A 20,631-nucleotide genomic window follows, 5' to 3' on the forward strand; every position below is an offset into this window, starting at 1 on the left:
TCGCGGCCCATTCGCTTACTTACTTGCGTGCCGGCACGGGCGCGAGCACTTCATGCGTTCCGGCCGCGCGCTGCGCCGCCTTGTGGACCATCGTGTACGCGTAGTCGACGCCCATACCGTACGCGCCCGAGTGCTCCTTGACGATGCCCATGACCGCGTCGTACGTCTCCTTGTGCGCCCAGTCGCGCTGCCATTCGAGCAGCACCTGTTGCCACGTCACCGGCACCACGCCGGCCTGAATCATGCGCTGCATCGAATATTCGTGCGCTTCTTTCGACGTGCCACCCGATGCGTCCGCAACCATATAGATCTCGTAGTCGCCTTCGTCCATCGCGCACAGCGAGAAGGTGTTGTTGCAGACTTCCGTCCACAGGCCCGCGACCACGACTTTCTTGCGGCCATTTGCGGCGAGCGAGTCACGCACTTTCTGGTCGTCCCACGAATTCATCGACGTGCGCTCAAGCACCTTGTGGCCCGGGAATACATCCAGCAACTCGGGGTACGTATAGCCCGAAAAGCTCTCCGATTCCACCGTCGTGATGGTGGTCGGAATATTGAACACGCGCGCGGCCTTCGCGAGGCCCACTACGTTGTTCTTCAGCACCTGACGGTCGATCGACTGGACGCCGAAAGCCATCTGCGGCTGCTGGTCGATGAAGATGATCTGCGAGTTCGCAGGCGTGAGGACTTGGAGTTTCGGATTAGCCATGGTTTTGTAGATCCTGAAGGTCGAAAAGGGGTCTGCTGACAGGTCGACTGACGGGTTGACTGTCAGCGGGAACGCGCGCCGCACTTGCTTCTGCTGCGAGGAACTGCAATGCAGTCTATCGGCGGCCCTCTGCGGAGTCCTTGTCCAGGTCCTTAATCGTTCTTAAAAATAACAAAGCGAAAGCTGGCGACATTAAAAGCCGACGAAAGCCCCGCCCAACAAGCCTGAAGCGCTTGCGGCCGCGCCAGGCACAGGCCTTGCTGCCAATGCAGGTTGGGTCGGCGGCCGTTCCGTTAGAGACGCCGACCGTTTTGCGCTGCATCTGCCGAGCGCGCTTCTTCAGGAAAGCGCCATCGCCCTTTGCAACGCATGTTCCGCATTACAACCGGCGGGTAAATTCTTCGAAAGGAGAAGCTCTCGTCATGGCAGTCAAAGATGCTCACTAGCACCAACCCGTCTCACGAGGACACGCACGACACCGGCCATTTCGTCCAATTCTACGAATCCGACGCGAGCTTGACCGAAGACGTGGGCGTCTTTCTGCTGCGAGCACTCCACGCAGGCGGCAGCGCGATCGTCATCGCCACGGCCGATCACGTCGCGTCGCTCACTTCATGGCTCGATGCGCGCCTGACTGCGCCCGCGCGACCCGCCTCGCATGACGCGCTTATCCTGCTCGATGCCCAGGCTACGCTTGATCGCTTCATGGTCGACGGCTGGCCCGACGAGGCGCGCTTTATTTCGACGGTCGGCGCTGTCGTCGCCAAAGCCGCGCAGCGCGGACAGCCACTGCATGCGTTCGGAGAGATGGTCGCGGTTCTCTGCGAGCAAGGACTCGGCGATGCCGCGTTGCGACTCGAGGAACTCTGGAATCGTCTCGCCGCGCATCACAGCTTCTCGCTTTTTTGCGCCTATCCTGAGCACCTCTTTCCTGGTGCCGAGCAGACGCAACTGTTTCGCCACATTTGCCACGCGCATCATCATGTTCTGGCCGGCAGCCCGTTGCGTGATGCCGGCAGCAAGGAACTGCATCTGCGACTCGCACTAGCCGAGCAGCGCGCAAGATCGCTCGAAGATGAAATGAACCGCAGAAGGACCGCCGAGCATCAGCGCGACGCCGTGCTGATGAACTCTCCGGTCGCGTCGGCGCTTCTTCTTGGCGACAAGCACACGTTCCAGCTTGCTAACCCGCGCTATCTCGACATGGTGAAGCGCGAGGATCTGCTCGGCCGCGCGTATCTCGACGCGTTTCCGCACGAGCGCGGCGGACCGATTGCCGCCGCGCTCAAGCACGTTTACGAACATGGCTTGCCGATCGTGCATGAGGAGTATCGAACCGGCAATATCGGCGATATCGGCAGCATCGGCAATTCGCTTTCGGCACGCGTTTATACGCTGCATTTCGAACCGTTGCGTGCATCGTCGGGGAAGATCGAGGGCGTCATTCTCAGTGCGGTGGAAGTCACCGGCTACGTGCGTGCCCGCGAAACGCTCGAAAAATCGCGTGCGGACCGCGAGCTTCTGCTTGCGGAGTTACGCAAGGCGAATGGCGCAAAAGATGAGTTTCTCGCGATGCTCGGACACGAACTGCGCAATCCGCTCGCGCCCATCGTCAGCGCGCTTGAATTGATGGAGCGGCGCGGCACTGATTCGGCCGCACGCGAGCGGGCGGTTATTCAGCGTCATGTCGATCATCTCGTGCGCCTCGTCGACGATCTGCTCGACGTTTCGCGCATCATCCGCGGCAATGTCGAGCTGGACAAGCGCCAGGTCGACGTGCACGAGGTCATCACGAAGGCCGTGGAGATGACGAGCGTACTCGTGCAGCAACGCGCTCATCGTTTGAAGATCGACGTCGATGAGGCGCTCGAATGTGTGGCAGACGCGATGCGGCTCGCGCAGGTCATCGCTAACCTGCTCATCAACGCTGCGAAATACACGCAAGCGGGCGGCGAGATCACGGTCAGCGCGATGGCCGCCGACGCTGACCATATCCGCATCCGCGTGTGCGATAACGGCATGGGCATTGCGCCAGACGTGTTGCCTCACGTCTTCGATACGTTCTATCAAGGCACGCAGACAATCGACCGCGCCGAAGGCGGGCTCGGTATCGGCCTCGCTCTCGTCAAGAACTTCGTCAAGCTGCATGGCGGACACGTGGAAGCAGCGAGCGGCGGCCCCGGTTGCGGCAGCGAGTTTGCGATCGTGCTGCCGCGCGCGTCGTCGGAGACAACGACCGGCAATGCGAGCGAAGCCATCCGTGTCGCGGAGCCTGCGCCAGTCGTCGTGGCTCGTGATGAGCCAGACAGTTGCACGCAGCAACGGCGCATTTTGCTGGTGGACGATAACGTCGATGCCGCGGACGCGCTCGCGGAACTGCTGCGAAGTTATGGTCATTCGGTGAAGACCGTCTACGATCCAACGGCGGCGCTTGCCGAGGCGAATACTTTCAGGCCCACTGTATCCGTGCTCGACATCGGATTGCCGGTCATGGACGGCTATGAACTTGCCCGCCAGTTGCGACTGCGTTCGGGCAACCGGCCGTGCGTGCTGGTCGCGTTGACGGGCTACGGTCAAAAGGCAGACCGCGACCGCAGCCACGCGGCGGGTTTCGATCATCACTTCGTTAAACCGCTGAAGCCCGCGGATTTACTGGAAGTAATCGACAACGCATCAGACGCGTCGCTCTAAAGTCGATAGGCTTACGGCCTCCCTGCATTACGGCCGGCGAATTGAAAATCATTCGCCAATTAGCAGCTTTGCGCTGTTCGCTTCGGCCACTTTCTTTCGATTGCCAGACACCGTTATGCCTGGTGATTGGCCGTTGGCCGCGGCTGGCCTATCCACCTCCCGCAAAAACGGCCGCTTTCACTGGATTAGGCCAAAACACCTTCGTTTAGCGACGCCTTCAATTGCGCAGGGTTCCGTGCGTTAACCTCGCATCGTGATACATCGGGAAGCCTGGCCGGGCTCTGATTGTCGCGCGAACTACTTACGGGATTCGAAAAATGACGACGACCAACTCAGTACAATTTCCGGGTGAAGCCGGTACTTCCGTACCGCAACAACCAGCCAGGTTAGCGGAAAGCACGGCTCCAGTGCGGCGGCAATCGACGCTGCGCAAGCTCAAGGAAGCAGCCAAGTCGCTACTGCCGACGCCCGTGTTTCTAAGCCTGCTGCATCACAAGGAAATAGGTCGTTATCCGAATCTGCTTCGCCCCACTACTTTCAACGAAAAGATCCTGCAAAAAAGCCTGCGGCCCGACCCGTGGTTCGCGGAGTTGACCGACAAGCTCACGGTTCGCGAGTACGTCGCGAGAAAGCTCGGAGAAGAACATGTGATACCGCTACTCGCGGCGCCCGAGATCTTCACGAGAGAAGTATTCGATGCGTTGCCGAACTCCTTCGTGATGAAGGCGAATCACGGCAGCACCTATGTCGAAGTAGTGAGAGACAAATCGACACGCTCTTTTGAACAACTGAGCCAGCTTGCAAATCACTGGCTGACGCTCGACTTCTACAAGATCGCGCGCGAAAAACACTATCGCGAGATCAAGCCGCGCATCTTCTTCGAACGACTGTTGCTCGACAATAGCGGGCAGATACCGGCGGATTACAAGCTGCACTGTTTCGGCGGGCGGAGCGGAAAGCCGCTCATCTATATTCTCGTGATCTCCGACAGGTTCGGCGCCGACACGCGCGGCGACATCTACGACACCGACTGGAATCATCTCGACATGGCCATTGGCGCGTATAAGCCGAGCCCGAAGCCCGCGCCTCGTCCCGACAACCTGGATGCGATTCTCGCCGCCGCGACAACGCTATGCGGCGATTTCGACTACGTTCGCGTGGACCTGTACGCACCGGATAACCAGATCTACTTCGGCGAGCTGACCTTCACGCCGGGGGCCGGCGTGCTGCCCTTCACGCCCGACCGGATCGACTACGAGTGGGGTCAACTCGTGCCTGACGCATTCCTGTCGACCAGGCCGCCTTTACCGATGCATTCGGTCAGCGCTGCGTAACGCTTGCCGATTTTTTTCGGCAAATTTGTCGCTCGTCTGCGTGGCGTTTGGGCGCTTGTTCCCTGCTTTACCGAAGCCAAATCGAGTCGCTGCCCGCTGTGTTATCGACCGCACATATCGCATTACCGTTTGTTGGCGGCGCAACCAACGGAAAGGTAAATTGATTTGTGCTAGTTCGGCAAATGTCCCATGCGACCCGATGTGCGGTTGCGGTTCACGACAGTGGTGAATAAATATGCAAAACGTGACGATCGTCATCTGTAATTACAACTATGGCCGCTTTCTCGCCAAGGCAATCGACTCAGCGCTCGCCCAGGATTATCCCGCGACGCAGGTGCTCGTGATCGACGACGGATCGACAGACGGTTCTCGCGACATCATTGAAAGCTACGGCTCGCGCGTTAAAGTGTTCTACAAGCAGAATGGCGGCCAGGTCTCCGTCTATAACGACGCGGTCAATATCATTGACACCGAATTCGTCATGCTGCTCGATTCCGACGATCTGCTCTATGCGCACGCGGTGTCGAACGTGATGCGAGTGTTTGAAACGGGCAACTTCGTCAAGGTTCAATTCCGGCTCGACGTTATCGATCCGACGGGCAAACCTTCCGGTACTTATGTGCCGCATTCGGCGGCCCCGAGCGATTGCGGCAGCCTGCTGCGCCAGGGCTGGCTGTATCCGTCGCCGCCGGCATCGGGCAACGCGTACCGGACAAGCGCACTAAGGAAGATATTCCCCGTGCCGGAAGCCAACGTGAATCGTTACGGCGCGGACTTCTATGCGATTTACGGTGTCGCGCTGGTCGGAGCCGTCGCGACTATTTCCGAATCGCTCGGCGCATACCGCGTGCATCGCACCGAAAACTGCGGGATCGATTTCGCGAACTCGGAAAGCAACGACAAGGCACCCAAGGCGTTGACCAAACGCTGGGCGATTCTGCGGCAGATGGCGCGCGCGCGTTTGGGCATTGAACTCCCTCTTTGCTTCTACGACTTCTCGCTCGAAAAGTCGTACTTCTGTTCCGCCGTCTATCAGGCGCCGTTCGCGAAGCGCTGGCGATGGGTGAGCCGACAGTCGCATAGTTACTTCCGCTCGATCCTCGGCAATCCCTTCTGGAGCTACAAGAAAAAGATCGGCACGCTGGCGCTCTCAAGCCTTTGCCTTCTACCCTTTTCCGCACTCTCCGATTTTGCCGTTCGCTATATTGCCAACCCTCTTGCCCGGCGTCGCCTTTAGTCATCCCAAACGAATTCCGATTGAGATCGCAACCCATCTCGCATGGACCTGATGATGAACAAGTTCGTTGGCCTCGACGTGCTGCGCTTTGCACTCGCCGTTTATCTGATGGTCTTTCACTCGATACATCAGTACCCGCAGTACGTGACGTTGCCGTTGATCGAACTGGCCAATCTCGGCGGATTCGCCACCAGTTCGTTCTTCATTCTGTCGGGCTTTATTCTGGCCCACGTCTACTTCGGACGCACGACTGAACTGCGCGGCGGCACGCGTGAATTCTTCGTGAAGCGCCTGTCCAATCTTTACCCGGTGCATCTGATCGCGCTTGTGCTGGTGCTTCTGGTCTCCGTGGCAGGCACGCGTGGGTTTCAGCAGTTCGCAATCATGTCGCTCGACGATGCAGAGCATTTCGTTACGCTGAGCCCCGCGGAAACTGCCGTCCATTACGTGCTGAACCTCTTGCTGCTGCAGGTGTGGTATCCGCTATATGGGTCGGTGAATCCGCCGTCGTGGTCGCTGGCGACATTGTTCTTCTTCTATCTCGCGTTTCCGCTCTTTGCGCCGCGCCTTCTCAAGGCCCGGAACAAGTACCGGCTCCTGGTCGTGCTGTGGGTGCTTTATCTGATTCCGCCTGTCGCCGCCACGCTCATGCACTGGTACGGTCCAGCCGCGGTCGGCTTCGTCACGCGCAATCCGGTGCTGCGGCTGCCTGAATTTCTCGCGGGTATCGTGGTGTATGGACTGTTTCGCGAGGGGCAACTCAATGCGATATACGAAAGCCGGGCGAAGGTCGTCGCAGCATTGCTCTTCTTTGCAGGCTCATTCGCGATTGCTGCGTGGCTCGAGTCGCACGGCCCGCTCAATACGCGCTATGTCGTTCACAACGGCGCATTGATGCCGGCGGAAGTGGTGCTCGTCATCGTCTTCGCGGGGCTCGCGGTTCCCGCGCGATTCGCGGCATTGTCGACTCGTCTCGGCAACTCGGCGCTGTCCATCTTTGCGATTCACGTCCCGATCTTTCTGGTTCTCATGAAAGTATTGAAGCTGCTTTCGATCGGAAAGTCGCCGCTATGGTGCGCTGCGCATTTCTCCGAATGCGTCGCGGCGTCGAAAGAAGTCATACCGAGCATGGCGACGTATCCGCTGTATCTGATCGGGACGGTCATCGCGGCTGTGTACTTTCAGGAGCGGCTGGTCGCGCCGTTAAGAGACTGGATTCGCGGCCGATTCCTCACGACGCGGCCGCGCGCACCGGCAGCCGGCGCCAGAAGTCTTTGAGAGAACTTTCGCCGCCGCTCAGAAGCTCGCAAACGAATGCACGAGCCGATTAAAGGCGCCCGCGTTCGACACATTCATGCCGTGTGACGCGCCCGCGATTGTCTGCTTGTCCGCGTAATCGATCCACTCCGCGAGCTTCTCGACGTTGTTGCGGAACATACGCGGACTCCGTTGGCCCTCGATCAACAGCGTTCTGCATTGGATGCTACGCGCGGCCTCACGCGAATACGCGGGCAACGGATCGCGAAACTGCTTCGGCAAAGTCGCTGCGTTATCGGCGGCCATCGTGCGAAACGCAATCGAACTCTTGCGCCACGAGCCCGGCGCACTCACGGAGTCGACGAAAAGCTCGAGCCCCGCTTCGATCTCGCCGCCTTCGATCAACTCCGCCACGCGCGCGCGCAGCGCATTCGTCGCGGCCGGCAGCGCGGCCTCGGCCATGCCGTCCATCTGCAACGGACCGCCCGGATCGGCGAGCGTCAGCGTCTTGACAAGCCGCGGATACTCGCGCGCCATGTGAAATGCGACGCAGCCGCCGCGCGAATGCCCGACCAGATGCACGGGCGCGATGTCGAGCGCCTCGATGAATTCAGCGAGTTCGGCGACATGCGTCTGCCAGCCGAATTCGCCCTGAATGCACGCCTCGCTCGCCGGCCAATAGTGGCTCAGGCTCACCGAGATGCAGCGAAAATGCTCCGACAACGCCGCCGTCTGCGCGCTCCAGTAGCGGTAGTCGCACAGCGAGCCGTGCACGAAGACGAGCGGCTCACCCTGTCCGCACTCGACGTACGGCACGCAAATGCCCGACGCGATCGTCGCAAACGACAGCTCGGGCGCGGCTAGCAGGGAGAAATCGGTTCGGGCGTTCATACACTGGCTCCTTTGCCAGCACTATGCCGCACGTCAACATTTAAGAAAATCGCGTAATATTGATGGAATCCATCTACTTTTCTGATACCACGCCTTGAAAGCCCTTGATCTCGACGTCATGACGATGATCGTCGCCGTGGCGGACGCCGGCAATATCAGCCGCGCGGCCGAAGTCGTGCACCGCTCGCAGTCGGCGGTAAGCATGCAGATCAAAACGCTCGAAACCGCGCTCGGCAAGCCGCTTTTCGTGCGCAAGCCGAGAAGCGTCGTGCCCACGCAAGACGGCGAAGTGCTGCTCGCCTACGCGCGCCGCATGCTGGCGTTGCGCGACGAAGCGTGGGCCGCCGTGGTCCGGCCCGACGTGACCGGCCGCGTGAGCATCGGCGTGCCGGACGACTACGCGTCGTCGCTGCTGCCGCCCATCCTCAAGAAATTTTCCGCGACCTATCCGAAGGTTGAGATTCGGGTGGTCGGCCTGCCGAGCGTCGCACTCGCGCCGATGGTGAAAGACGGTTCGGTCGATCTCGTCTGCGCGACGCGCGTGAAGGGTCTGGCAGGCGAGTTTCTGCGACTTGAGCCGATGGTGTGGGCCGCGTCGCCGAGCGCGCACGACATCTGGCGCGAACGGCCCTTGCCGATCGCGGTGTTCTTGCCTGGCAGCGTCGCGCGCGAAAATGCGATCCGCAGCCTTGAACAGGCGCGAATCAGCTATCGCACGTCGTATGAAAGCCCGAGCCTGATGGGACTCGTGTCGATGGCCGAGGCTGGTCTTGCGGTCGTTCCGCTCGCGCAATGCGCCGTTCCCGCGCACTTCGCGCTACTCGGCCAGGCGCAGGGCTTGCCCGAAATCGCGGCGCTCGAAGTGGTGCTCGCGCGCAGCACGGCATCGAAGCGCCCGCCCTGCGATTTTCTCGCGGAGAAGATCATTGCGGAGTTGAGGCGCTAGGTCGTCGTTCGCGCGACGAGTGTATAAAGTAAGCTACATGTCGCGCAAAACCGAAGCCGCTCATTGCCATGAACACGCCTCCTCGCGAATCATCGGGCACCTTGTGGTCCGCCATCGTGCGCCAAACCGCGCATGCACTGGCTTGCGGCGCGCTGCGTCGCATACAGACGCGCCTCGTGACGATTGAAGACGGCGGCGTGCGGTTCCTGATCCGCCAAGTGTCGAGCCTCGAACGCAAGGAGCAGCACGCGCAACAACGCAAGACGGAATCGCCAAGCAATCGCGCAGCCAATCCTTTTCTGCCCTGCGAGCCCGATCTCTTCGTCGCCGATTTATCGGACACGCATATCGTCCTGCTCAACAAGTTCAACGTCATCGACCACCATCTGCTGATCGTGACGCGCCGCTTCGAGTTGCAGGAAAACCTGCTGAATCCAGCGGATTTCCGCGCGTTATTCGATTGCATCACGCAGTTCGAGAGCCTCGGTTTTTACAATGGCGGCCCGGCTGCCGGCGCGAGTCAGCCGCACAAGCACTTGCAGATCGTGCCGCTGCCACTCGACGAAAGCGCGCCTCATCTGCCGATCGAGCCGTTGCTCGCGGCTGCGCGCAACGACGGCACGGTTTGCACTGTGCCCGGCCTCGGCTTTGTGCACGCGTTCGCCGCGCTTGATGAGAAGCTCGCGGATAGGCCGCAGGAACTGGCCCGCATTGCGTTCGATACGTATCTGCGTTTGCTCGACGCGAGCGGTTTGCACGCTATTGAAGTAGACGGTGAAGCGCGGCAATCGGCGCCCTACAATCTGCTCGTCACCACGCGATGGATGATGCTCGTGCCGCGCTCTGTCGAAAGCACTGAGGGCATCGCAGTCAACGCATTGGGTTTTGCCGGTTCTCTTTTTGTGAGGAACGGTGCGCAAATGCAAACGATCACGCGGCTCGGTCCGATGAATGTGCTGCAACGCGTTGCGGGAACGATTGCAACCTAGAGGGTTGTACGCAAGCGGACGCAACTGAACGCGAAACGTCTACCCGAACCGCTCGACCCGAAACGGACGCGCATCCGCAAAAGGCTCTACGCCCGCCATCACTTCGGCGAGAAGCCGCCCCGTCACCGGACCGAGCGTCAATCCATGATGGTTGTGGCCGAAACAAAACCATAGACCTGTATGACGCGGCGCCGGTCCGATGATAGGCCGCATGTCCGGCGTGCACGGACGCAAGCCGAGCCACGGGTTCGCATCGAGCCGCTCGCCGAGTCCAAACACCGACTTCGCCGAGCGCTCCGCGCGTTCGAGCTGAATGCCGGTCGGCTTCGCGTCGCGCCGCGCGATCTCGACGCCTGTGGTGAGCCGCAGGCGCCCTTGCATTGGCGCGACCACGTAGCCTTGTTCGGAATCGACGTAAGGCATGGACAGCATCGGCTTCGTCGGCCGATAGTGCATGTGATAGCCGCGTTTTGCGCGCAGCGGAATGCGATAGCCGAGCGGTTCGAACACCTGGTCGGACCACGGACCGAGCGCCACCACCACCTCTTTTGCACTGATGCTGCCCGCCGATGTGCGCACGGTCCACGCGCCCGCTTGTGCTTGCAGCGTCGTCGCATCGCCGGTCAACAACGTGCCGCCATCCTGTTCGAAGAGACGCGCGTAACCCTTCGTCAACGCCCCCGGATTCACGATGCTTTTCGGGTCTTGCCAGTGCAGCGCGCCGCAGAATCCATCCGCGAGACCGGGCTCGTGCGTCGCCAATACCGTTGCATCGAGCGCGACCACGCGCAGTCCATGCGTTCGCGCGGTGGCCTCGGCGGCCGCCGCATTGCGCGCGAATTCCGCGGGCGTGCGAAACGCCTCCATCCAGCCTTTGCTGATCGCGAGATCCGCGAGACCGGCACGGTCGATCAACAGATCGTGTTCCGCGACGCTTTGACGAATCAGCGGCAGCATGTCACGCGCGGCGCTCATCAGCCGCTCGGGCGACGACTCCCACCAGAAGCGCGCGAGCCAGCCCGCGAACGACGGCAACGCGCGATAGTCCCAGTAAAGATCCGTCGACTGGTTGCGCGCATAGCGCAGCAGCGTGTCGAGATTACGCGGAAATGCGTAAGGCACGACCGACGACGACTCGATCAGCCCCGCGTTGCCGAAACTGGTTTCCTCGCCGGGCGCGCGCCGGTCGACGAGCGCCACACGCCGGCCCCGGCTCTGCAAATGCAGCGCAGCCGACACGCCGACGATTCCTGCGCCCAGCACGATCACATCGAAATCCATAAGCTCGCTCTGCTGGCTCCGCAACACATTACTTCGCGATGATGTCGCGATTGAAGTACTTCTGCGAAAGCGCGCTGAGCGTGCCGTCTTTCTTCAGCGCCTCGAGCGCCGCGTCGACCTTCTTCGCGAGCGCCTTGTCGCCCTTGCGCAAGCCGAAGCCGGTTCCTTCGCCGAGCGTGGCCGGATCGCTGAGCGGCTGACCGGCAATCGCATAGTCGTGGCCGGCCGGCTTCTTCAGGAAGCCGTCTTCCACCGTTTGCGTCTCCTGCACCGCGGCGTCGAGCCGGCCCGCGACGAGGTCGGTGTACACCTGGTCCTGATCCGCGTACGAGACGACCGAGACGCCCGCGTTCGCCCAATGCGCCTTCAGAAAATCTTCCTGCGACGAACCTTGCAGCACGCCGACCCGCTTGCCCTGCATGCTCTTCACATCCGGCATCAGGCCCGAGCCGCGCTTCGCGACCATCACGATCGGCACGATATAGATGGGACGCGTGAAGTCGATGGTCTGCTTGCGCTTGGCGGTGATGTTCATCGCCGAATTGATGACGTCGAACTTGCGCGCCTGCAACGCGGGAATCAGGCCGTCGAACGCGTTTTCGACCCACTCGCATTTCACGGCCATCTTCGCGCACACCGCGTTGCCGACGTCCACGTCGAAGCCCTGCAATTGACCCGTGGCGGTCTTGCTTTCGAACGGCGGATAGGCGGCTTCAATGCCGAAGCGCAACGTGTTCTGGGTTTCCGCGCTGGCCGTGCCGACGGAACCGACAGCACCGGCCACAACAGCAGCGGCGACGAAAAGAGAGAGTTGGAGCTTGCGGAGCATGGTGGTTCCCTGTCTGTTGGGGATCGCGAATCAGCGGCACGAATGGGCGTCGCCTGTCTGCCTGGAGAGGCCGCGCGAATGTCGGTGAAAACCCGCGTCCGCGCCCTCTCTGGAACAACAGTCTATTCTGGACTCGGGCAAAAGCAAGCGATTTTCAAAATAAAAGTCCAGTCTGGACTTTTTGACTTTAGAATGGCCGTGACGCCGGATACCGGCAAACGTTGCGGAGAGCAGGCACATGAGCACGACACACACGGACAAGGCGATTCCTCTGATCGTCGACGAAGAAACCGTTCGTAAAGCGCTACCGCATCTCGACGTGCGCGGAGCCTTGACGCGGATGTTTCGTGCGCTCGCGAACGACGCGGCCGTGCAGCCGCCGCAAACGCTCACGCTCTTTCCGCGCGGCGCGGGCGACTTCATCACGTACCTCGGCGCGATGTCCGACGCGCAGGTGTTCGGCGCGAAGCTGTCGCCCTACATCGTGACCGGTTCGAAGCCGGTGATCACCGCGTGGACCGCATTGATGTCGATGCAAACCGGCCAGCCGCTCATGTGGTGCGATGCGGGGCTGCTGACCATCGAGCGAACGGCCGGCACCACCGCGCTCGCCGTCGAGCATATGGCGCCACTCGACGCGCGCACGCTGGCGGTCGTCGGCGCAGGCGCGGTGGCGCAGGCTCATCTTCGCCATCTCGCGGCGCTGAGGCCGTGGACTGCCATTCGCGTCTTCTCGCGCGATCTAAAGGATGACGAAATAACGCAGAAGAAAATCACGGCGCTCGATGAGCGCATCGACATCTGCACGCGCATTGAAGATTGCGTGGCAGACGCCGACGTCGTCGCGCTGTGCACGTCGTCCGGTACGCCCGTGCTGGCGGACGGGATGCTCGGCAAGCCCGCGCTCATCACATCGATCAGCACGAACGCGGCAAACGCTCACGAGATCCCGCCCGCGTGGATTCCCGCAATGGACGTGTACTGCGACTACAGACAAACCACTCCGGCAAGCGCGGGCGAAATGAAACTGGCCATTGAGCAGCACGGCTGGCAAGCACGCAACGTGGCGGGCGATCTGCCCGAACTCGTCGCCGGTATCGCGGCGCGGCCGTCCTATGAGAAGCACGCGTTTTTCCGCTCGATTGGGCTTGGACTCGAAGACGTGGCAATCGCATCCGAACTCTTCAGGCATCTGACCGCGCAATAGCGTCGATGCAGCGATGCCGCCTAAGCGGCCGCACGCGTCGCTCATGGCAAAATGACGCGCGAGCCGACGCGTTGTAGCCTCTGCGAAACCGGAACCCACCTGCCCTATGCGAAAGACCAAGACAACGGCCACGCGCCGCCTGCTTCTGGATCGATACAGCCGTGTCGCGGACGGCATCGCGCTGCTTTTTTTCCCCTACGTCGAGATCGTCATTCACGACCTGCACAGCCAGACGGTCGCGTACATCGCGAACAATCTGTCCAAGCGCGAGATCGGCGACGAGTCCGCGCTGGAGGAAATCGATCACACGGTCGAGTCCGGCACGATCGGGCCTTATGAAAAGATCAACTGGGACGGCAGGCGCATGCGCTGTGTGAGCACCGTGCTATTCGACGACGCGGACGTGGCGGTCGGCGTGATGTGCGTGAACTACAACATCGCCGTGTTCGAGGACGTCAAGCATGTGATCGACCGCGTGATTTCAGGTGCGGGCGTCGTGAAGCAACCCGAGGAACTCTTCAAGGACGACTGGCAGGAGCGCATCAACACGTTTCTTCACGCGTGGCTTCAGGAGCGTCAACTCGCGCTGAATTCGCTGACGCGCGACCATCGCCGCGAACTGGTGGAAGCGTTGTGGGCCGAAGGCGCGTTCAAAGGCAAGAGCGCGGCGAACTATGTGGCGAGCGTGCTGGGAATGGGCCGCGCCACCGTCTATCAACATATCCGCGATCTGCGCGGAGCAGCCGCGTAAGTGGGCGTATGCAGCGCGCTATTCGACCAGATCGCGGTTGTGCGCGGCGGCGTAGTGAGCGCTGTCGGCAGGCGATGAGCTAATCGCGCGAGCGCGCCGCGCCGGGCCAAAGATTCGCGCAACAGGCGTCGTACCAAACCGCATCGTCTCTAGAGAAACAGCAGTCCCCGGCAGAAAGCGCCAGACGAGCAGCAGCAGCGCGAGCACCGCGGGACACCAGCGCAAATCGGTCGGCACCGTTTCGCGGTGAGCGAGCCGCGTATCGAGCATCGCGTCGCGCAACGACTCCGCGTCCATCAAACGCCGATAACCGAAGCCGACCTGCCGGGCCACCGCGCTCAAATAATGCCCTTGCAACGCGGACCGTTCCTCGTGACTGGCCGCATGAGCCGCTGACGCATGCATCTGCGGAACCTGCACGACCTCATCCGCCTGCCAGTAGCCGATGCGATTGCCGTGCGCGTCGCTGCGCGGAATCGGCGCCGGCTGATCGCCGCCCACGCCGATCAGCCAGCCCTTCACGTGCGCGGGATTGATGTCCTGCTTGAGTGCATCGGAGGGCAGCAGCGGCGGCGCTTCCTGGCCATCGGTGACGAAGACGACTGCCGTGCTGTCGCCAATCTCCTGCGCCACGCGAACCGCCGAATAAACGCCGCCCTCGGCGATGCGGCTGTAGTTCGTCCAGCGCATGTGCCCGTCGATCCGATCGAGCGACGCCAGCAGCGCATCGTAGTTGCCGCACACTTCGACGGGCGGCAGCAGCAGAAAACTGCGCTGCCCGGTGAACGCACTCCAGCCGATTTTCGACCCGCACGGCAATTGCCCGAGCGCCTCGCGCATCGCGGCACGCGCGAACACGAGCCGGCTCACCGGCGCACCGTCGAGCATCGCATCTTCTACGTTCATGCTCTGCGTAATATCGAATGTGACGATGTAGCTCGACGTATCCCGCGGCAACGCGACCGGCGGCATCGCAAGCGCGAGAATCAGCAGCACGAGCGCGGCTGCCGTCATCCAGTGACGTCCAGTAAAAAAGCCTCGCATGGATGCGCGCAGGCTCACGGCAAGTCCCTGCTTTCGGGATCGCGCACCTTGATGTCGTGCTGCTCCTTGACGTCAGGCGCACTTGACGCGGAACGCGTCTCGGGCGCGAGCCACAACGCACGTTCGAGGTTGTAGCGCGCGTCCCAATCGTCGGGTGCGATGCGCAGCAGGCTTCGATAGCGGGCTTTCGCTTCCTCGACCATCGCAAGCGATTCGACCGCGCCCGCAGGGCTATGTCCGATGCCCTGGCGCAGATACAGATTGCCGAGATCGAACAGCGCAGCGCGTCCAGTGTCGCTCTCGGGTTGCTCGCGAATCAGCGACTCGAAGAGAGGACCCGCCGTGTCGTAAGCGCCCTCTTTCGACAGCGCGATCGCACGCGCGAGTCGGACTTGCGGCGCGTCGTCCATGCTGCCGGCGCTGCGCGGCGCCTGCTTCGCGGCTGCCTTGCCGGCGGTAGCGGTAGCGCTAGCGGCCACGACCTGATTCACCTCTTCCGCGTGACGCAATCGCAGCCAGTCATAAGCGGCCACCGCCGCACAACACAGCGCGACCGCCCCGAAGATGACATGCACCGACGCGCGCTTCATGCCCACACCCGAACCTGAAAGAACCGCAATGCGATGAGCAGCACGCAACTCGCAAGCGCTGCCGCGAAGCAATACGAACTCAGATCCTCGCGCGGCAAACGCTCGACGAACGTCGTCTGCGCATTCTGCTGCCGGTTGATTTCGGCCATCGCGTCCCTCATTGCTTTTGCATTACCCGTCTGGAACAAACGATAAGGTGTCTTCAGCGAAAGAAAATAGCGGTGCAATTCCGCTTCCGCCGACGACTCGCTCGCCGGCACCTTCGCATTCAGGTCGGGACTGTAAATGCTGCTTCGCAAGTAGATGAAGTAGAGCGCGATGTCATTGCGCAGCAGGCCGTCTTCAATCAGTTGACGCACACGCGCATTGAGCTTCGCGCCGCCGTCCGACACGAGCACGATTGCGCGGCGGCTCGACGAATGCTGCTGATTGAATTCGCCGATCGCAGTCAGCAGCCCGAGATCGAGTTGCGTGTCGGGCATGCCACGGCCCACGCTCGTACCGGCGATGGCGGCGTCGATCGCGCGATGGTCGTACGTGAACGGCATCGCCAGCAACGGGCTCGTGCCGAACATCATGAACGCGAGCCGGTCGTTCGGCCGCTGCGCGACGAACTCCGTCAACGAAGCGCGCGCCACCTTGTTCTTCGATTCGCCCGCGCTGACCTCAACGCCCTTGCTGTTGATCGGCTCGTCCATGCTGGCGCTGCGGTCCATCAGAATCAGAATCTGCGCGCCGCTGCCCGTGCGCAATACCTCGCGATGCGAGCGCCCAGGACCGGCCAGACCGACGACGATCGCGAGCATCGCCAGCACGGCGCTGCCCTGCGCGACGGCGCCGATCCAGCGTCCCGCGCGATCGTCCGGCAGCCACGCGATCCACGAAAACGCGAGCGTGTCGGCGCGGCGCGGCAGCAGCGGCAGCAATGCGAGCGGCAGCAGCGCGAGCAGCCAGGGATGAGCGAAGTCGAGCGCCATATTGTTCATCGCTGATGACGCTGTTCCGCGCGATACAGCGCCTCGCACAGCGTCTTGAGCGGATAGGCCTCGGCGGTCGACGCGCGCACGAAAAAGCGTTCCGCCGATTGCCGGTAGAACTGCTCCAGTTGCGCGCGCAACGGTTGCAAATACGGCGCCCGTGCGAACAGCGCCGGCAGCGAACCGCCATGCACGACATGACCCGCCGTTTCGTTCAACGCGCGATGCAGGCAAAGCCACGCATCCGTGGAGGCATCCATGCGCGGCTCGGGGTCGCGCTGCGTGCGTTGCATGCGCCGCATTTGCCGCCACGCGCGCGCGAACGGCAGGCGCGCCGACTCGCGCGCATTGCGCCACCACCACCAGCCCGCCCACGACAACAAGGTCAGCAACGACAAGCCCGCAGCGATGCCGGCCTGCCGGCGCAGCGGCGCAGTGGGCAGCGGCAAAGCCTGGCGGTCGGGCCGCAGCGCTTGCAGATCGCCGGCATTGAACGGATTCGCAGGCGTCGCGGGACCGATACTGATCGGCCACTCGGCGACCCGCAGCGTCGCGCCCGACGATGACGGCAGCGTCAACGCGGGCAACGCAATCTGCGTGAGCGCGGTTGGCACGTTGACGACCTGATAGTCGATCGCCATCCAGCGGCGGCCCTCGTCGTCGGTCTCGGTGCGAACGCGCCGGCGCTCGAGCCACGTATCGGTGCGGCCGAGCGAAGGCGGCGTCACCGAGCCAATCTCGCGGTCGCCGTCTTGCAGCAGTATGCGTTGCGTGAGCACATCGCCGAGCAGATAGCCGAATGCGCGCGGCTCCTGCACGGTCGGCTGGAATACGGCGCCGCTCGCGGCTGCTGCGTTCGTGGACGGCAATAGCGAAGGCAGCAGCACGATAGCGACGATCGTCGCGGCCCGTATGCGGCGTAGCGTTCCCCCGAATCTCATGCAACGGCCTCCAGAAAGTAGCGCGACATGGCCTCCGGATCGAAAGCGCTTTCGATAAAAAACGGCTGGATCGCGCGCTTGCCGAACATCTGCGAGAGTTCGGCGCGGCGTGTTGCAACGCCTTCGCGCCAACGCTCCCGCACACCGGCGCTCAGCCACAGCGTGCGCCGCGCGCCGGACTCGGCATCGCTGACCGCGAGCAGCGGACCGCCCGCGGGCGGCACGGTCTCGGCCGCATCCCATATGACGATTGGCACGACGTACGAATGCACCAGCAAGTCGAGCGCGGCGGGTAAGGCCGCGAGCGGCCAGTGGAAATCGGAGACGATAAAGACCAGCGCCTGACGGCCCGCCAGCGTCGACGCGACGCGCCGCAGTGCGTCGGCACTTTCGCTGACGTTGCCGGACCCCGCGCTTGCGTCTGAACTATTACTCTCGCTCCCGCGCAGCATCGTCGCGAGCAGATTGCCGATGCCGCGGCCCGAGCGCGCCGGCATGAAAAGATCGTCGCGTGAAGCATGATCGAAGGCGAGCATGCCCAACGGATCGCCCACACGAAATGCGCTATAACCCAATGCCTCGACGAAATCCGCGGCCACCTCCAGTTTCGTTTGACGACTGCCGAAGCGCATCGACGCGGACACATCGACAAGCACCTGCACCGGCACCGCCGCGCGCTGCAAATGCACCCGCACGAGCCATTCGGAGCGCGCCGCGCGCACGCTCGCCCGCAGATCGAGACGGCGCGGATCGGGATAGTCGAAGAGGCGCCCGTGCATCGCGAATTCCTGGCCAGCGCCGAAGCTCGATCCACGATGCGAGCCGGGCCGAACGCCCGATGAGCGCATCGGCAAACGGTAGTGGAATTCCGCTATCTCGTTCATCGCTCAAGGCACCGCCAGTCTGCCGACGATCTGCGTCATCAACGCCTCCGAGAGTTCCTGGCGGCGCAATTCGTAGATCGGCGTGAAGAACACGCGGTGGCCGAGCGCGGGCAGCAGCACCGCGTGAATGTCCTCGGGAATCAGATGCGTGCGGCCCGCGAGCCACGCGACCACACGCGCCGCGCGCAGCAGCGCGCTCATCCCGCGCGGACTCGCGCCCGCGAGAATGAGCCGCTCCATGTCCACGCCGCCGAGCGCGATGCCGAAGCGCTGCGGCGTTTCGGTAGCCTGCCAGATGTCCAGCACATAGCGCTCTATCGTCTCGCTCGATTGCACGCTGTGCTGGATCGCCGCGCCGATCTGGTTCAACTGCTCCCACGGCACGATGGCCGGAGAAAGGCGCGCGAGCAGCCGGTCGACGTCGTGATAGTCGGCATCGAACACGAGCGCGCGGCGCACCTCGGTGTCGTCGGGCGTCGGCATGCCGAGTTCGAAGAGAAAACGGTCGCGCGCCGCCGACGCCAGTTCGAACGTCTCTTCCTTCTCGACCTTGTTGCGATCCGCGAACACCGTCATGTGCGGAAAGCGATATTCGCGATCGAACGCCCACACCGAACGCTCGGCCATCGCACGCAACAGCAGCGACTGCACCTGCGGACGCGCGCGATTGATCTCGTTGAAGAAGAACGTGGTGAGCCGCTCGCCGTGCCGCAGAAGCGGACCGGGATCGATACGCGGCCTTCCTTCGGCATCGACATAGGTGTGATAGACGAGATCGCCCGGCATCAGATCGATCGTGCCTTCGACGCGCTCGAACTCGCCGCCCACCACGCGCGCAAACGCGCGCAACACGGTCGTCTTGCCGACGCCGACGCCGCCTTCGAGCAGCACATGGCCGCGCGCAAACAGCGCCACGGTGATGAGCCGGATCACCTGCGACTGGCCGATCACCGCGCCCGCGACTTCTTCCTCGATATGCAGCGCGTGCAGACGCCAATCCTGAAGCTGTTCGCTGGAACCCATCGGTGCAATCTCCTATGGCGGGCACACACCGCGCCGCCGGCAAGAAAAACGCTTCACGCGGATGCGTCGTCGACTGCCTTTAACAGAACCTTCGATCTTCCCGGCGACGGCACGAACCCCGCATACTCGCGCTCCAGATAAGCTGCGGCCTCCTCGAGCAGGAACTGCCGGAAGATCATGCAGGTCGGCGAAAGCTGCTTGGCGCGCAAATGCACGATCTGCCACGTCCGCTCGATCGGCGTGCCGTTCACATCGAGCAGGGCGAGTTCGCCGGTACGCAGTTCAAGCAGCAGCGTGTGCAGCGAAATGAGGCTCACGCCCATGCCAGCGATCACCGCCTGCTTGATCGTTTCGTTACTGCCCAGCGTGACGACTTTCGCGGGCGTGAACAGATGCTGGCGGAACATTTCCTCCGCGGCCATGCGCGTGCCCGAACCAGGCTCGCGCACCAGAAACGTGTCGCCGCGCAGCTCCTGCAAGTCGAATCGTTGCGCGCCCACGAGCGGATGATCGACCGGCGCGATCACCACTTGCGGATGCCATGCGAGCGGCTCGGTCGTCGTGTCCAACTCCGGAGGCGGCCGGCCCATGATCGCGAGATCGATCGCGTTGTCCTGCAACAGACGCAATAGCGCGTCGCGATTGCCGACCGAAAAGTGAACGTCGACTTTCGGGTAGATGCGCGAATACATCGCGAGCAGCTTGGGCGCGAAATACGTCGCGGAACTGACGATGCCCACCGCGATCGAGCCGCTGTCGGCCTGCTTGAGCGAGGTCATCGCATCTTCGGCGTCCTTGATCTCGCCGAGAATGCGGCTCGCGTGATGGCTGAACTTCTCGCCGGCCTCGGTCAATGCGAGCTTGCGCGCAATCCGTTCGAACAGACGCAGGCCCACGGCTTCCTCGAGTTGATGAATCTGCATCGACACGGCCGGCTGCGTCAGATGCAATTCCTCGGCCGCGCGCGCGAAGCTCGTATAGCGGCTCGCCACGACGAAAATCTGCAACTGACGCAGCGTGAGCGAGCGGATGAAATTCAAGGCCATGCGC

General features: G+C 62.3%; 19 protein-coding genes. 8 read left to right on the forward strand and 11 right to left on the reverse strand.

Annotated features, from left to right (window positions below; genetic code table 11):
- Positions 1-19: 19 nt before the first annotated feature.
- Entirely contained in the window at positions 20-709 is a 690-nt protein-coding gene (locus tag C8K18_RS11105; protein WP_006046634.1) for a hydrolase, read from the reverse strand.
- A gap of 435 nt (positions 710-1,144) precedes the next feature.
- On the opposite strand from C8K18_RS11105, the gene C8K18_RS11110 reads away from it, so the two are divergent.
- The 4 genes from C8K18_RS11110 (at position 1,145) to C8K18_RS11125 (ending at position 7,249) form a co-directional block, all read left to right on the forward strand.
- Positions 1,145-3,400, forward strand: coding sequence for an ATP-binding protein (locus C8K18_RS11110; protein WP_107707481.1), 2,256 nt, complete (start codon positions 1,145-1,147; stop codon positions 3,398-3,400).
- A 317-nt stretch (positions 3,401-3,717) separates the two neighbouring features.
- Positions 3,718-4,734, forward strand: a complete 1,017-nt coding sequence (locus C8K18_RS11115) for an ATP-grasp fold amidoligase family protein (protein ID WP_107707482.1) — start codon at positions 3,718-3,720, stop codon at positions 4,732-4,734.
- Positions 4,735-4,969: 235 nt separating this feature from the next.
- The gene (locus C8K18_RS11120; protein ID WP_006046631.1) at positions 4,970-5,971 is read left to right on the forward strand and encodes a glycosyltransferase family A protein; all 1,002 of its coding nucleotides are present in this window, start codon (positions 4,970-4,972) and stop codon (positions 5,969-5,971) included.
- Between the two features lie 54 nt (positions 5,972-6,025).
- Positions 6,026-7,249, forward strand: a complete 1,224-nt coding sequence (locus tag C8K18_RS11125; protein WP_107707604.1) for an acyltransferase — start codon at positions 6,026-6,028, stop codon at positions 7,247-7,249.
- A gap of 18 nt (positions 7,250-7,267) precedes the next feature.
- Here C8K18_RS11125 and C8K18_RS11130 read toward each other — a convergent pair whose 3' ends face one another.
- Positions 7,268-8,119: an alpha/beta fold hydrolase gene (locus C8K18_RS11130; RefSeq protein WP_107707483.1), complete on the reverse strand. Its 852-nt coding sequence runs from the start codon at positions 8,117-8,119 to the stop codon at positions 7,268-7,270.
- A gap of 124 nt (positions 8,120-8,243) precedes the next feature.
- Here C8K18_RS11130 and C8K18_RS11135 point away from each other — a divergent pair, with 124 nt between their 5' ends.
- Both C8K18_RS11135 and C8K18_RS11140 read left to right on the forward strand, forming a co-directional pair.
- Positions 8,244-9,065 (forward strand): LysR substrate-binding domain-containing protein, encoded by an 822-nt coding sequence (locus C8K18_RS11135; RefSeq protein WP_171800019.1) that lies wholly within the window; start codon positions 8,244-8,246, stop codon positions 9,063-9,065.
- A 68-nt stretch (positions 9,066-9,133) separates the two neighbouring features.
- Positions 9,134-10,054, forward strand: a complete 921-nt coding sequence (locus tag C8K18_RS11140) for a DUF4922 domain-containing protein (RefSeq protein ID WP_107707484.1) — start codon at positions 9,134-9,136, stop codon at positions 10,052-10,054.
- A gap of 39 nt (positions 10,055-10,093) precedes the next feature.
- On the opposite strand, the gene C8K18_RS11145 is transcribed toward C8K18_RS11140, so the two are convergent.
- Positions 10,094-11,335 (reverse strand): FAD-binding oxidoreductase, encoded by a 1,242-nt coding sequence (locus C8K18_RS11145; protein WP_107707485.1) that lies wholly within the window; start codon positions 11,333-11,335, stop codon positions 10,094-10,096.
- A 28-nt stretch (positions 11,336-11,363) separates the two neighbouring features.
- The gene (locus C8K18_RS11150; RefSeq protein ID WP_006046625.1) at positions 11,364-12,164 is read right to left on the reverse strand and encodes an ABC transporter substrate-binding protein; all 801 of its coding nucleotides are present in this window, start codon (positions 12,162-12,164) and stop codon (positions 11,364-11,366) included.
- Positions 12,165-12,402: 238 nt separating this feature from the next.
- On the opposite strand from C8K18_RS11150, the gene C8K18_RS11155 reads away from it, so the two are divergent.
- Positions 12,403-13,371, forward strand: a complete 969-nt coding sequence (locus tag C8K18_RS11155; protein WP_107707486.1) for an ornithine cyclodeaminase family protein — start codon at positions 12,403-12,405, stop codon at positions 13,369-13,371.
- Positions 13,372-13,477: 106 nt separating this feature from the next.
- The gene (locus C8K18_RS11160) at positions 13,478-14,122 is read left to right on the forward strand and encodes a transcriptional regulator (protein ID WP_006046623.1); all 645 of its coding nucleotides are present in this window, start codon (positions 13,478-13,480) and stop codon (positions 14,120-14,122) included.
- 18 nt (positions 14,123-14,140) lie between these two features.
- Here C8K18_RS11160 and C8K18_RS11165 read toward each other — a convergent pair whose 3' ends face one another.
- The 7 genes from C8K18_RS11165 to C8K18_RS11195 are packed head-to-tail and all read right to left on the reverse strand — an operon-like array spanning position 14,141 to position 20,621.
- The gene (locus C8K18_RS11165; protein WP_107707487.1) at positions 14,141-15,136 is read right to left on the reverse strand and encodes a VWA domain-containing protein; all 996 of its coding nucleotides are present in this window, start codon (positions 15,134-15,136) and stop codon (positions 14,141-14,143) included.
- Between the two features lie 44 nt (positions 15,137-15,180).
- The gene (locus tag C8K18_RS11170; protein WP_107707488.1) at positions 15,181-15,756 is read right to left on the reverse strand and encodes an MxaK protein; all 576 of its coding nucleotides are present in this window, start codon (positions 15,754-15,756) and stop codon (positions 15,181-15,183) included.
- Positions 15,753-16,742 (reverse strand): VWA domain-containing protein, encoded by a 990-nt coding sequence (locus C8K18_RS11175; RefSeq protein ID WP_029965954.1) that lies wholly within the window; start codon positions 16,740-16,742, stop codon positions 15,753-15,755. The genes C8K18_RS11170 and C8K18_RS11175 overlap by 4 nt, the downstream gene beginning before the upstream one ends.
- Entirely contained in the window at positions 16,739-17,674 is a 936-nt protein-coding gene (locus C8K18_RS11180) for a calcium incorporation protein MxaA (protein ID WP_107707489.1), read from the reverse strand. Before C8K18_RS11180 ends, C8K18_RS11175 begins: the two co-directional genes overlap by 4 nt.
- Positions 17,671-18,558 carry a DUF58 domain-containing protein gene (locus tag C8K18_RS11185; RefSeq protein WP_107707490.1) on the reverse strand — a complete coding sequence of 296 codons (888 nt, stop codon included), beginning with the start codon at positions 18,556-18,558 and terminating at the stop codon, positions 17,671-17,673. The genes C8K18_RS11180 and C8K18_RS11185 overlap by 4 nt, the downstream gene beginning before the upstream one ends.
- Positions 18,559-18,561: 3 nt before the next feature.
- Complete coding sequence (locus tag C8K18_RS11190) at positions 18,562-19,581, reverse strand: MoxR family ATPase (RefSeq protein WP_107707491.1); 1,020 nt, start codon at positions 19,579-19,581, stop codon at positions 18,562-18,564.
- A 53-nt stretch (positions 19,582-19,634) separates the two neighbouring features.
- On the reverse strand, positions 19,635-20,621 hold the full coding sequence (locus tag C8K18_RS11195; RefSeq protein ID WP_029965957.1) for a LysR family transcriptional regulator: 987 nt from the start codon (positions 20,619-20,621) through the stop codon (positions 19,635-19,637).
- Positions 20,622-20,631: the final 10 nt, after the last annotated feature.

The sequence above is a fragment of the Paraburkholderia sp. GV068 genome (assembly GCF_003058125.1).
Classification (GTDB): domain Bacteria; phylum Pseudomonadota; class Gammaproteobacteria; order Burkholderiales; family Burkholderiaceae; genus Paraburkholderia; species Paraburkholderia graminis.

Coding starts and splice junctions, on each gene's coding strand:
- C8K18_RS11170 (WP_107707488.1), bottom strand. CDS start 15,756: ATGAAGCGCGCGTCGGTGCATGTCATCTTCGGGGCGGTCGCGCTGTGT.
- C8K18_RS11180 (WP_107707489.1), bottom strand. CDS start 17,674: ATGAGATTCGGGGGAACGCTACGCCGCATACGGGCCGCGACGATCGTC.
- C8K18_RS11175 (WP_029965954.1), bottom strand. CDS start 16,742: ATGAACAATATGGCGCTCGACTTCGCTCATCCCTGGCTGCTCGCGCTG.
- C8K18_RS11115 (WP_107707482.1), top strand. CDS start 3,718: ATGACGACGACCAACTCAGTACAATTTCCGGGTGAAGCCGGTACTTCC.
- C8K18_RS11150 (WP_006046625.1), bottom strand. CDS start 12,164: ATGCTCCGCAAGCTCCAACTCTCTCTTTTCGTCGCCGCTGCTGTTGTG.
- C8K18_RS11110 (WP_107707481.1), top strand. CDS start 1,145: ATGCTCACTAGCACCAACCCGTCTCACGAGGACACGCACGACACCGGC.
- C8K18_RS11165 (WP_107707487.1), bottom strand. CDS start 15,136: ATGACGGCAGCCGCGCTCGTGCTGCTGATTCTCGCGCTTGCGATGCCG.
- C8K18_RS11140 (WP_107707484.1), top strand. CDS start 9,134: ATGAACACGCCTCCTCGCGAATCATCGGGCACCTTGTGGTCCGCCATC.
- C8K18_RS11135 (WP_171800019.1), top strand. CDS start 8,244: ATGATCGTCGCCGTGGCGGACGCCGGCAATATCAGCCGCGCGGCCGAA.
- C8K18_RS11155 (WP_107707486.1), top strand. CDS start 12,403: ATGAGCACGACACACACGGACAAGGCGATTCCTCTGATCGTCGACGAA.
- C8K18_RS11190 (WP_107707491.1), bottom strand. CDS start 19,581: ATGGGTTCCAGCGAACAGCTTCAGGATTGGCGTCTGCACGCGCTGCAT.
- C8K18_RS11120 (WP_006046631.1), top strand. CDS start 4,970: ATGCAAAACGTGACGATCGTCATCTGTAATTACAACTATGGCCGCTTT.
- C8K18_RS11125 (WP_107707604.1), top strand. CDS start 6,026: ATGAACAAGTTCGTTGGCCTCGACGTGCTGCGCTTTGCACTCGCCGTT.
- C8K18_RS11160 (WP_006046623.1), top strand. CDS start 13,478: ATGCGAAAGACCAAGACAACGGCCACGCGCCGCCTGCTTCTGGATCGA.
- C8K18_RS11130 (WP_107707483.1), bottom strand. CDS start 8,119: ATGAACGCCCGAACCGATTTCTCCCTGCTAGCCGCGCCCGAGCTGTCG.
- C8K18_RS11105 (WP_006046634.1), bottom strand. CDS start 709: ATGGCTAATCCGAAACTCCAAGTCCTCACGCCTGCGAACTCGCAGATC.
- C8K18_RS11185 (WP_107707490.1), bottom strand. CDS start 18,558: ATGAACGAGATAGCGGAATTCCACTACCGTTTGCCGATGCGCTCATCG.
- C8K18_RS11145 (WP_107707485.1), bottom strand. CDS start 11,335: ATGGATTTCGATGTGATCGTGCTGGGCGCAGGAATCGTCGGCGTGTCG.